Here is an 11,182-nt window from a genome sequence, read left to right as displayed (position 1 = left end):
ACTTAATAGGTAGGAATTAAAGTTAGTAATTCTTTGCACAAAAAAAAGGCCTAACTTAGCGTTAGGCCTTTTGTAAAACTGTATCTTGTTCTGACTATTTGCCAGACGAGCTATTCATATATCTGAAGAACTCACTTTCTGGCTCAAGTACCATTACGTCGTTCTTGCCTGCGAAGCTTGCTTTGTAAGCATCTAGACTACGCATAAAGCTAAAGAACTCAGGATCTTTTGTGTATGCGTCAGCATAAATCTTAGCCGCTTCTGCATCACCTTCACCTCGAGTAGTCAGTGCTTTACGCTCAGCTTCTGCGGTTTGAATAGTCACGCTAGCATCAGTCTTAGCACGGATAATTTCCGCTTGCTCTTGACCTTGAGCACGATGCTCTTTAGCCACAGCCTGACGCTCTGCACGCATACGCTGATAGATACTAGAACTTACGTTAGCCGGTAAGTTGATTTGCTTAACGCGTACATCAACCACTTCAACACCTAAGTCTTCTGCGCTCTCTGCGGCATTTTTAAGTGCATCAGATTGCAGCTCGTCACGACTACCAGAAACAATTTCTTTAATCGTACGGCGACCGAACTCTGTACGAAGATCGTTGTTAATTTTACGCTGTAGCAAAGTTTCTGCGTTAGCCTTAATACCGCCATTGGTAGAAAGGTAGTAACGTTCGAAATCTTTAATACGCCACTTAACGTACGAATCAACCATCAAATCTTTCTTTTCAGAGGTAACAAAGCGGTCAGCTGCACCATCTAGCGTCTGCACCCTTGCATCCATAAACTTAATTTTATCAAGCATAGGGATTTTAAAATGAAGGCCTGGATCGTATACACGAGTCACACCATCATCTTTAAGCACTTTACCAAATCGAGAAACGATTGCGCGTTCGCCTTCATTTACGACCAAAATTGAAGTCAAAGAGATAGCAATCAGGATTGCTACAATAATCGCTGTAAATCTACCCATTGCTTAGTTCCTCCCCAACGAACGTTCACCACGTAATGGACGACCATCTAGTGGCATGCTGCTGTTGTTGTGAGTGGTACTATTTACTGACACAACAGGCGCTTCTGGTTTGGTTTTAGCACTTACAGACTTATTCGATTGATTGTTTTGCATCAACTTATCTAAAGGTAAATACATCAAGTTGCCGCTATTCTTAGCATCGATGAGTACTTTACTTGTACCACTCATCACATCTTGCATAGTATCGAAATACATACGCTCACGTGTGACTTCTGGCGCTTGCTTGTACTCAGGTAGTAACTGTTCGAAACGAGCCACTTTACCTTTAGCTTCTAAGATAACTCTTTGCTTATAAGCAATTGCTTGCTGGTCCATACGTTGCACAGTACCACGAACCTTTGGTTCTAACTGGCGAGAGTATGCTTCAGCTTCACGAATAAAGCGTTGTTCATCTTCTTGTGCTGCAATAGCGTCATCAAAGGCGTCTTTCACCTCTTCTGGCGGACGAGCTGGTAAGAAGTTAACGTCAACAACCGTAATACCTAAGCCGTATGGCTTGATAATACGTTCGATTTCATCCCAAGTATCACGACGAATTTTATCTCGACCTGTAGTCAAAATATCATCCATAGTGTTATGGCCAATCACGTATCTAAGTGCACTGTCAGTTGCTTCTCGCAAGCTGGCGTCAGCATCAACTACACTGTAAAGATAATCTTTAGCGTTGCTTACACGGTATTGCACATCGAGTTGCACAAGCACAACGTTTTCATCCGCTGTTAACATGCTACCAGATGCTGGAATAGATCGTACGGTTTGCACGTTTACCGGTGTGACTTCATCAATAAAAGTCGCCTTCCATTGAAGACCTGGATCCACTTCACCGATATATTCACCGAAACGCAATGCAACACCCTTTTCCGCTTCTTTCACTGTGTAGAAACCTGAAAGTCCCCACACAACAACAGCGATAACTAAAACAATAACTAAGCTGGCACCGCTTACGCTACCACCTGAACCATTGCCTTTACCGCCAAAGCGTTTCGAGATATTACGAAAAACTTCATCTAAATCTGGTGGTCCTTTATCATTACCACCCTTATTTCCCCAAGGGTCTTGTCCCTTGTTACCGGGCTCGTTCCAAGCCATTTAGTACTCCATAAGTGTATGAAATAAACGAGATTACTAAAATACTTAATTATGCGACGACTGGGTCGACGACAAAAGTCTCAATTTCACCTTGGCTCTGTTTTACTAACCGGCGCCAGTCGGCATCCAGTAAGCGAACAGAAATCATACAGTTCCCCAGATCGTCATACTCTTTCTGCTGTATTACATCCAGTTTATAAAACTGGCCGAGATAATGCCCCGCCGAAGCTGGGATTTGCAAGGTTAGCTCTTGAACCGCTTTACCAACGAGTTGATTAATCGCTTCTTCAACTAATTCCAAGCCTTTTTGCTGCTGAGCAGAAACCCAGACTCTAATCGGTGTCCCCTCATCATCGTAGTCGATGCGAGGTTTTACCTCATCCAATAGATCGATTTTATTGCAAACGATCAACTGTGGAATTTCATCGGCATCGATCTCTTTGAGCACCTTTTGCACTTGCTCAAAGTTATCCCCCATATTTTCATCTGCACTATCAACAACATGCAATAACAAATCTGCTTGTCGCGTCTCTTGCAGCGTTGCTTTAAAAGCAGCAACTAGATCATGGGGTAAATGCCTAATAAACCCTACCGTATCAGCCAATACGATATCACCATCAGGTAGGTTTAATTTACGTAACGTTGGATCCAACGTTGCAAACAGCTGATCTGCAGCGTACACATCAGATGATGTTAAGCTATTAAACAGCGTCGATTTGCCAGCATTAGTATAGCCAACTAATGACACTGTAGACATCTCACTTCGCTGTCTAGCTCTACGACTTTGATCGCGCTGTTTATCTACTTTTGCTAAACGGCGGTTAATGGTACTAATCCGGCCTCGCAATAAACGTCTATCCGTTTCTAGCTGAGTTTCACCCGGACCTCGCAGACCAATACCGCCTTTTTGACGTTCTAAATGTGTCCAGCCTCTGATCAGGCGCGTTGACATGTGGCGCAATTGCGCTAGCTCCACCTGCAATTTACCTTCAAATGTTCGCGCTCGTTGAGCGAAAATATCTAAGATCAAAGTTGTTCTGTCGAGCACTCTGCACTGACATAGCTGCTCAAGATTTCGCTCTTGAGCTGGACTTAATGCGTGATTAAAAATCACCACATTGGCATCAGTAGCCGCAACCATCGCAGCCAATTCTTCAGCCTTGCCTGATCCTAAGAAAAATTTACGATCAGGTGAACGACGACTTGCCGAGATCACTCCTATTGACTGAGCACCTGCCGAGTCGACTAGCAACTTAAGTTCGTCTAAATCTTCTCGGTTGTTATCATCAGTAAAGTCGATATGGACAAGTACCGCTTTCTCTCCCGCCTCATAACGATCAAACAAAAAGCAATCTCCTTAGCAAAATTACTTATCGTCGCCATCGTCATGCTGAGCGTTATAGCCAGCTTGAGCGTTTGTCGCTTGGTGGTTACTCACGTTAAATGGACGTGAAGGTACCACTGTTGAAATGGCATGCTTGTAAACCATTTGGCTCACTGTATTTTTAAGCAAAATAACAAACTGATCGAAAGATTCAACTTGCCCTTGTAGCTTGATGCCGTTAACTAGATAAATAGATACTGGAACGCGTTCACGACGCAATGCGTTCAAAAACGGGTCTTGTAAAGATTGCCCCTTTGCCATTTCTAATTTCCTTTTTAATTAAAATTAATAGTTATTCTTAATAGACTAAAACTGATATCTTTTGTTTTAGTATTATACAGCTACAGCTAATAAGCTAGCGACTATATCGCATTACTGTAGCAAGATTATTTTCAGCTCCGCTTTCCAGCCAAATTAAATCAGGCCAGCCACGTAACCATGTTAATTGACGCTTAGCCAATTGCCTAGTAGCAACAATAGCTTTTTCAACCATAGTTTCATAGTCAATTTCACCATCGAGATATTGCCAGCATTGACGATATCCTACACAGCGCATAGATGGCAGATCCAAATGCAAGTCACCTCGGGCCTTTAGTTGCTCAACTTCAGCAGTAAACCCTTGTGCCAACATGGTTTTAAATCGTTTTTCTATAGCCCTATGTAACACCTTTCTATCACTTGGTGCAATCGCAAATTGCACTGCTTGGTAAGGGAATGCATCAGATTTTGTTTTTGTCAGCTCGGTTAACGACTGACCTGAGATACGATAAACCTCTAATGCTCTCGCTAAACGCTGCGGATCATTAGGATGGATCCGCTCAGCAGAAACAGGATCAATTACTCGCAATTGATCGTGCATAGCTTGCCAACCTAGGGTTTCAGCTTCATCAGCAATCTGTTTTCTAATGGTCTCATCCGCTGCAGGAAGTGGCGATAAACCTTCAAGCAACGCTTTGAAATACATCATGGTACCGCCAACAAGTAACGGGGTTTTACCACGACTCAGAATATCTTCTATTTGCGCTAACGCATCACGTCGAAAGTCTGCCGCTGAATAGCTCTGTATTGGATCAATAATATCAATGAGTTTATGTGGTGCAGCAGCTTGCTCTGCCGCATCAGGCTTGGCAGTACCTATATCCATCTCTTTATAGATCAATGCTGAATCTACCGAGATAATTTCACAGTCGTACTGCTTTACAAGCTCAATCGCTAATGCGGTTTTCCCTGAGGCGGTTGGCCCCATTAAAGTAATAACCTTTTGTGACTTTTTATCGCTCACTGTGATTTTCTTTTATCCATTGCTCCCAAGGTAATTCTTGGGATTGACCATAAAGCTCATGTTGCGCTTCTTCAGGCAACACATTAAACGCTGTCCAAACTTCCTTGGCAGAAGTAAAGCGATTAGCGCTTTGCTGCGAAAGCCACTTAACTAGGGCTTCATCGCTCGGTGATTCAAATTTGAACCACTGTAATAATTCAGGGATTAAACTAGCCAATTGGCTATCCCTTAGATATGGGGGCACTTTCTTAATTATCAACTGCCCAAGACGAATAGATAGCTCTATACCTAACTTACGCAGTAATTGTTCTCTCTCAGTAATAAGCAGTTGCCAATCTTCATCGGCCGCAACTGCTACTGGCATCAGCAAGGGTTGGCCTACTATACCTTGGGCAAGTTTAGCGGCTATTTCAGCCTTTAATACCGCATTACTTACCGTAGTAATTTTCAGCAAAGAGATTTTATCTTCTTTGGCTAATAACCAGTATTCACCAGCAATAATGACCGGCATACCAGCAAGCTCACTATTTGCAGCTAATGTACCAGCTTGCTTACCACTAGTATGGCCACCATTGGCATGACTTTGCTGACCATATTGTGCATTTGCAGCGCTATTTTGCTGATAAGCTTGTGTTGTTAGTAGCTCTCCATAAGCCTTAATACTGCTTTGAGAAGGTAACTCTGTACGCGCAGTCGATTTGAGCGGACTGCGGTAACTATTTGAACTTGATGCTCCAGTATACTCTCGCTGGCTTCTCAGTGATTGACTATCACGCACCTCTGACGAGTTAAAATCTGCATTAGCAGGTTGTTGATGCTGATTATATTCTTCTGGCTGATGTTCTGTTTTATAGGGCGCAGAAGTGTGCCCACTTACAGCACCGCGTGTAACAGCCTGCTGCTCAGCCCATGCTTCTTCATTATCAGTACTAGGCAGCACCTGTGTAGACTGTGACATTGCAGACTGCAGAGCTTGTAAAATAAAGTCATGCACGTAGCGACTCTGATGAAAACGCACCTCATGCTTAGCTGGATGCACGTTAACATCGACCTGATGCGGATCAAGCTCCAACATCAATACATAGCCAGGTGATATACCTTCGGCAAACTGTGCAAACGCTTGACGTACCGCATGGTTGACCAAACGATCTTTAACTAAACGACCATTAACATAAAAATACTGAGTGTCACTGTAACCGTCAGCAGCGTTTGGTGACTGCAAATAACCACTCAGTTTTAAGTCGTTGTGCTCACATTCGATTCGCAAGCATGTCTCAGCGAAAGCTTTACCACAAACAGAACCTAAGCGCTGAACATATTGAGTTTCAGTATTAGCAGGTCGATAGTTTCGTACTGTTTTACCGTTATTTTTCAAGGTGAAGTGAATATCACGCCTAGCCAACGCTATACGTTTTAGCCATTCATCAATGTGAGTGAATTCGGTTTTGTCACTTTTTAAAAAGCGTCGTCTAGCTGGTGTGTTAAAAAATAGATCAACGGCTTCTACTGTTGAACCGACAGGGTGCGCTGCTGGTAACACCTTAACTGCCATTTCAGAACCTTCAGCGTGAGCCTGCCAAGCTTCTGTTTGATCTGCTGTACGCGAGGTCAATATCAAACGAGAAACAGAGCTAATACTTGCTAAAGCTTCGCCACGAAAGCCGAAACTTAAAATTGCTTCTAGATCATCAAGTGACTTAACTTTCGACGTAGCGTGTCTAGACAATGCCAAACAGAGATCTTCTTTCGGGATCCCTGAGCCATTGTCACGAATACGGATCAACTTAGCACCGCCTTTCTCAATCTCGATATCGATACGCGTGGCACCTGCATCGAGACTATTTTCAACAAGCTCTTTGATCACTGATGCTGGACGTTCAACAACTTCTCCGGCTGCGATCTGGTTTGCTAGTTGTGGCGGTAACTTTTCAATAGCCATGTTTTACTACCCGCTTAAGCCCTAGGAATAATCAGCTTTTGACCGATTCGAATATTATTTGATTTGAGGTTATTCGCTTGCTTTAGCTTGCTAACCGAGATCCGATAACGTTGAGCAATTACAGACAAAGATTCGCCACTTCGTACTTTATGTTCAACACTACTCTTGCTTGCCAATAGCGAATTGACAGGTGGGTTTTGCTCAAAGTACTTCAGCACCCCTTTATGAATCGCATTAGCCACATTATTTTGGTGATCTCGCTGTGATAATAAACGCTCTTCAGTTGGGTTCGAAATAAAACCAGTTTCAACCAAAATGGACGGAATATCAGGCGATTTAAGCACCGCAAAACTCGCTGACTCAGGCTTATGTTTATGCAGCTTAGTTACACGCCCTAAGTTCGATAACACGTCACCAGCAATGTTATGGCTAATCGCCATGGAGCGATCCATCGACATATCCAACAAGGTCATCGCAAGATACTGTTCATTATCAGTATTTTGAATAATTTCTCCGGCGCCACCAAGTAACTCTGAGTGTTTCTCTTTTTGCTCTAGCCAACGACCGATTTCACTGTTTGCTCTGCGCATAGACAATACCCACACTGAAGCGCCGCGAGGCTGCGGTGAGGTAAATGCATCTGCGTGAATAGAAATCAGCAAGTCAGCCTTACTATTTCGGGCAATTTCAGAACGTTTATTAAGATTAACAAAATAGTCACCAGTCCGCGTCATCACTGCACGCATCCCTGGAGTTGCATTAATCTTTTTCGCTACTTTTTTCGAGATTTCGAGAACTAACTTCTTTTCATAAATTCCCGTAGGACCAATAGAGCCTGGATCTTCACCACCGTGACCAGCATCAATGGCAATGACAACGTCTCTTAATTTCGTCGTCACTTTTGGTTTGCTAACTGTTGGTTGCTTGGCTTTAGCTGCGCCGCCACTATCAAGATCAACAACCAAACGGTTACCGTAAGGCGCAGTGGGTGGCAGTGCAAATAAACTAGGCTTAATAGGTTTATTTAAATCGATAACTAAACGAAGCGTGCCCTTTTCGGGAGGTGTACTTTTACGTACCTTTTTAACCAACTTACTGTTATTTTTGATTTTACTTAGATCGACTTTAGTCGAAGACTTCTTCAAATCAACGACCAAGCGATGCGGATTAGTTAAGGTAAAATAGCTGTAATCAGGCGACTGACTTAGGTCAAATACGATACGAGTCGATTGCGGCGCAGCCCAAATCCTTACGCTATCGAGCTTATTAGCTGCGTACGCAAAAGATGAGCTTACAAAACTAACTAAAAGTATAAATAATTTAAATATATTACTGTTTATTATCATTATTATTTAAAGCCGCTAATATTTTTTCACCTGCAGACGAAAGTGCTTTTAACTCTACTTCTCGTTCAGTATTAACATATTTAATATGGATATGTATATCAGCAGCCGGTAATAAACCATGGCCGCGATCTGGCCATTCAACAATGCACAAGCTGCGATCAGTAAAGTAATCGCGGATCCCCATAAACTCTAACTCTTCAGGATCATACAAACGGTAAAGGTCAAAGTGATACACATCTAAACCATGCAACTCATATGGTTCTACCAATGTATAAGTCGGACTTTTTACTGCACCTTCATGGCCTAAACTTTGGATCAAGCCACGGCTAAATGTGGTTTTTCCTGCGCCTAAGTCACCACTTAAGTATATAGTTAATGGCGGAGTAATTAGCGCGGCAAGCTCGGTTCCTAGCGCTACAGTCGCTTGTTCATTTTTTAAATTTAATATCATTGATTGCGTGTTCATTCCGACTCGAAAAGCACTCTGGCGTCATTGCTGGTAGAGTGCCGTACTTTAACCTAATCGCCTAGATTTCTAAACTAGATTTGATTAACTAACTGGCGAATATAGGGCATTAAATCACTCGCTAACATGCCACGTTCACCCTCTTTTGCAGCAATGTCAGCAGCTTCTCCATGAATAATAACGCCTAAATAAGCTGCCTCAAAGTGAGCAAAGCCCTGCGCCATAAGGCCGCCAATAATCCCCGCAAGCACATCACCACAGCCACCACTGGCTAAGCCCGGATTACCAACAGCAGCCACAACACATCTATGCTGATCACAAATAATTGTTCCTGCGCCTTTCAGTACGACCACACCACCGTACTTTTGTTGCAACTGTTTAGCAGCTTTATATCTGTCTCGTTCGACTTCCGTGATTGATATATCTAATAATCTCGCGGCTTCTCCAGGGTGTGGAGTTAACACCCAGTCTTTTCCTGTCATCGGCATGCTTTTTAACTGGTTCAAACCATCAGCATCTATAACACAAGGTTTATCAGTTAAATCAACAGCTTTAAGTAAATTATAACCCCAGTCATTGCTGCCTAAACCAGGACCTATAACGAGCACTGAAGCCCAACCCAGTTTTAGGTAGACCTCCATATCAACTAACTCACAACCCCAAAACATTAATTCTGGTCGAGTTGCACTAACAATAAACTGATGTTCGGGTCTCGATATAACTGTGACAAGTCCTGCACCGCTGCGTAAACAGCCTTCTGCGGCAAGACGTACAGCTCCAGCCATGCCATAATCACCACCTATGATGGATACTTTACCGTGACTGCCTTTGTGTGCATCTCTTCTGCGAGGTTTAAATGCTCCCTTAAGCGTGCCCTTTGTCACTTGCGATATACTTGGGGCTGGCAAAAACTCACTAAGTCCGAGATCTGCAAACTTTATTACTGGGCTACAATGGCGAGCTTTTCCAGTTAACAGGCCTTGTTTGATACCACCAAAAGTGAGTGTCAAATCAGCTTCGACCGCAACCGCCTCGTAGCTGCCACTATCAGGATCAACCCCTGATGGCACATCTAAACTTAGCACCCAAGCAGGGCTTTGATTGACAGCTTCAATAACCTGAACATATTCCGCTGACAGTTCACCACGAATACCAGTACCTAATAAACCATCAACTATGATGTGCGCTTTGGTAATATTGGCAGTATTAAACTCGCAAATAACACCACCAACCTGATGAAATCGTTCAATAGCTAATCGCAACTCGTTACTTGGGGTTAGACTCTCGCTAGCTTGCAGTTGTACATCTACCCCAGCCTCTATTAGTAGTGCTGCAGTAACAAATGCATCAGCGCCATTATTACCACGACCCGCAAGTACAAGAACTTCTGTTGATCCATCTAGTCGCTCATGCAATGCAGTAAAAGCTGCCTGCGCCGCTTTTTCTACAAGCTGAAATAAACTTAATTTAGTATTAGCGACTGCATCAACTTCTGCTTGCCTGACTTGCTCACTAAGATACAACGCTGTCGAAATTGGGTTGCGCTCACTCATTCTCTCAGCTCCTAATTTTTAGCCTAAAGGTACTGTAATAGCTTATAAGTCATCGATTAAGTACAAATGAAACGACCTTGCCGCAGATTGGCTTAAATGTGATCTAGGCCAATTATAGTCAAATAAAACCCATCAGCCTTGCGACAAAAAAGGCACCTTTCGGTGCCTTAGTGCCAGCAAATTCAGTAAATCTAAATATCATCCATACGGATACTACTATGTACAAGACGTTGCTGCTGAGTTCTTTTGGCTTTGACAAGATCCTCTAAAGCACCTTTGGTTTCTTGCGTAGCAGAAGAGCCAGCCGTCTTCTCGATAAGATCAATTAACAAATTATCTAATACTAAATGCTGCTCCAGAACATCATCCTCTGTCATATTGGCAGGTAAATTCAATCTCTGACATCTAGCTATAAAGTCTTCAAATACAATGTCTTTATACCAAGTATCTAGCACTTTCTTTGGGGCATCATCAATATAGTTCTCTAACTTCTCAGCAGCTTCTCGCTCATGTTGCTGAAAATACTCCAGCATTAACTTCACTCTAGAAGAGTCTGCTTGAGTATGTAGTCGTCCATATAACTTCGCCATCTCTATGCGGCATGACACAACATAGTCTAAAAGTTCACTCAATTGTTGAATTCGCATCTATCACTCCCTAGATAGCCTGTTCGAATAGGCTGCTGAAATATTACTCTTGATTGATTATGGTATGAAAAAGCGTCCATAAATTTGAGCAGTATCAAGTTTTAGCCCTAGTAGAACCATTTAGTTTAGCGTTTGATAAAGAAACACTACATTGATCACAAGATAAAAACAGGTTAGGAGAAGATGGGAGCGAGCTTTTAATTGTATAAAAAGTGGGTTCGAAACAAACAACCGATGACTTATACCTTCCTAAGGTATCGTCCTTTTGCTCTCATAAAGAGTCAACTGAGCTAATGTCACATATGCATCTAAAGCTTTGATTTATTTAATTTGGAGTTTGTTCAAGGGTTTATATAGAGGAAGATTGGAGCGAGTTTTTGATTTTATAATGAGTGGGTTCGAACCGACCGCTTATAGAAATAGGCTATACCTTGGCAAAAAAA

Annotated in this window: 10 protein-coding genes; all 10 read right to left on the bottom strand. The window is 42.6% G+C overall.

The features are described from left to right. Positions 1 to 94 precede the first annotated feature (94 nt). The 10 genes from hflC to L884_RS0102440 all read right to left on the bottom strand — a co-directional run bounded on the left by hflC (position 95) and on the right by L884_RS0102440 (position 10,739). Positions 95 to 973, bottom strand: a complete 879-nt coding sequence (gene hflC, locus L884_RS0102485; RefSeq protein WP_028766008.1) for a protease modulator HflC — start codon at positions 971 to 973, stop codon at positions 95 to 97. Positions 974 to 976: 3 nt separating this feature from the next. Beyond that, positions 977 to 2,122, bottom strand: coding sequence for an FtsH protease activity modulator HflK (gene hflK, locus L884_RS0102480; protein WP_028766007.1), 1,146 nt, complete (start codon positions 2,120 to 2,122; stop codon positions 977 to 979). A 49-nt stretch (positions 2,123 to 2,171) separates the two neighbouring features. Continuing rightward, positions 2,172 to 3,467 (bottom strand): ribosome rescue GTPase HflX, encoded by a 1,296-nt coding sequence (gene hflX, locus L884_RS0102475; protein ID WP_028766006.1) that lies wholly within the window; start codon positions 3,465 to 3,467, stop codon positions 2,172 to 2,174. 21 nt (positions 3,468 to 3,488) lie between these two features. Further along, on the bottom strand, positions 3,489 to 3,767 hold the full coding sequence (gene hfq, locus L884_RS0102470; RefSeq protein WP_028766005.1) for an RNA chaperone Hfq: 279 nt from the start codon (positions 3,765 to 3,767) through the stop codon (positions 3,489 to 3,491). A 94-nt stretch (positions 3,768 to 3,861) separates the two neighbouring features. After that, positions 3,862 to 4,788, bottom strand: coding sequence for a tRNA (adenosine(37)-N6)-dimethylallyltransferase MiaA (gene miaA, locus L884_RS0102465; RefSeq protein WP_028766004.1), 927 nt, complete (start codon positions 4,786 to 4,788; stop codon positions 3,862 to 3,864). Next, entirely contained in the window at positions 4,778 to 6,727 is a 1,950-nt protein-coding gene (mutL, locus tag L884_RS0102460; RefSeq protein ID WP_028766003.1) for a DNA mismatch repair endonuclease MutL, read from the bottom strand. Before mutL ends, miaA begins: the two co-directional genes overlap by 11 nt. A gap of 14 nt (positions 6,728 to 6,741) precedes the next feature. Beyond that, positions 6,742 to 8,073: an N-acetylmuramoyl-L-alanine amidase gene (locus L884_RS0102455; protein WP_028766002.1), complete on the bottom strand. Its 1,332-nt coding sequence runs from the start codon at positions 8,071 to 8,073 to the stop codon at positions 6,742 to 6,744. Then, on the bottom strand, positions 8,057 to 8,539 hold the full coding sequence (gene tsaE / locus L884_RS0102450) for a tRNA (adenosine(37)-N6)-threonylcarbamoyltransferase complex ATPase subunit type 1 TsaE (protein WP_028766001.1): 483 nt from the start codon (positions 8,537 to 8,539) through the stop codon (positions 8,057 to 8,059). The genes L884_RS0102455 and tsaE overlap by 17 nt, the downstream gene beginning before the upstream one ends. 74 nt (positions 8,540 to 8,613) lie before the next feature. Continuing rightward, entirely contained in the window at positions 8,614 to 10,092 is a 1,479-nt protein-coding gene (locus L884_RS0102445) for a bifunctional ADP-dependent NAD(P)H-hydrate dehydratase/NAD(P)H-hydrate epimerase (RefSeq protein ID WP_028766000.1), read from the bottom strand. 191 nt (positions 10,093 to 10,283) lie between these two features. After that, positions 10,284 to 10,739, bottom strand: a complete 456-nt coding sequence (locus tag L884_RS0102440) for a hypothetical protein (protein ID WP_028765999.1) — start codon at positions 10,737 to 10,739, stop codon at positions 10,284 to 10,286. Positions 10,740 to 11,182: the final 443 nt, after the last annotated feature.

Source organism: Shewanella fidelis ATCC BAA-318 (assembly GCF_000518605.1).
GTDB classification, from domain to species: Bacteria; Pseudomonadota; Gammaproteobacteria; order Enterobacterales; family Shewanellaceae; genus Shewanella; species Shewanella fidelis.
Note: the sequence above shows the minus strand (reverse complement) of the source record. Positions and strands in the feature narration are given on the sequence as shown.

What these genes read in the sequence shown, in the direction of transcription:
- L884_RS0102440 (WP_028765999.1), bottom strand. Translation starts at nt 10,739, where the DNA reads ATGCGAATTCAACAATTGAGTGAACTTTTAGACTATGTTGTGTCATGC.
- tsaE (WP_028766001.1), bottom strand. Translation starts at nt 8,539, where the DNA reads ATGAACACGCAATCAATGATATTAAATTTAAAAAATGAACAAGCGACT.
- hfq (WP_028766005.1), bottom strand. Translation starts at nt 3,767, where the DNA reads ATGGCAAAGGGGCAATCTTTACAAGACCCGTTTTTGAACGCATTGCGT.
- L884_RS0102445 (WP_028766000.1), bottom strand. Translation starts at nt 10,092, where the DNA reads ATGAGTGAGCGCAACCCAATTTCGACAGCGTTGTATCTTAGTGAGCAA.
- mutL (WP_028766003.1), bottom strand. Translation starts at nt 6,727, where the DNA reads ATGGCTATTGAAAAGTTACCGCCACAACTAGCAAACCAGATCGCAGCC.
- hflC (WP_028766008.1), bottom strand. Translation starts at nt 973, where the DNA reads ATGGGTAGATTTACAGCGATTATTGTAGCAATCCTGATTGCTATCTCT.
- hflK (WP_028766007.1), bottom strand. Translation starts at nt 2,122, where the DNA reads ATGGCTTGGAACGAGCCCGGTAACAAGGGACAAGACCCTTGGGGAAAT.
- L884_RS0102455 (WP_028766002.1), bottom strand. Translation starts at nt 8,073, where the DNA reads ATGATAATAAACAGTAATATATTTAAATTATTTATACTTTTAGTTAGT.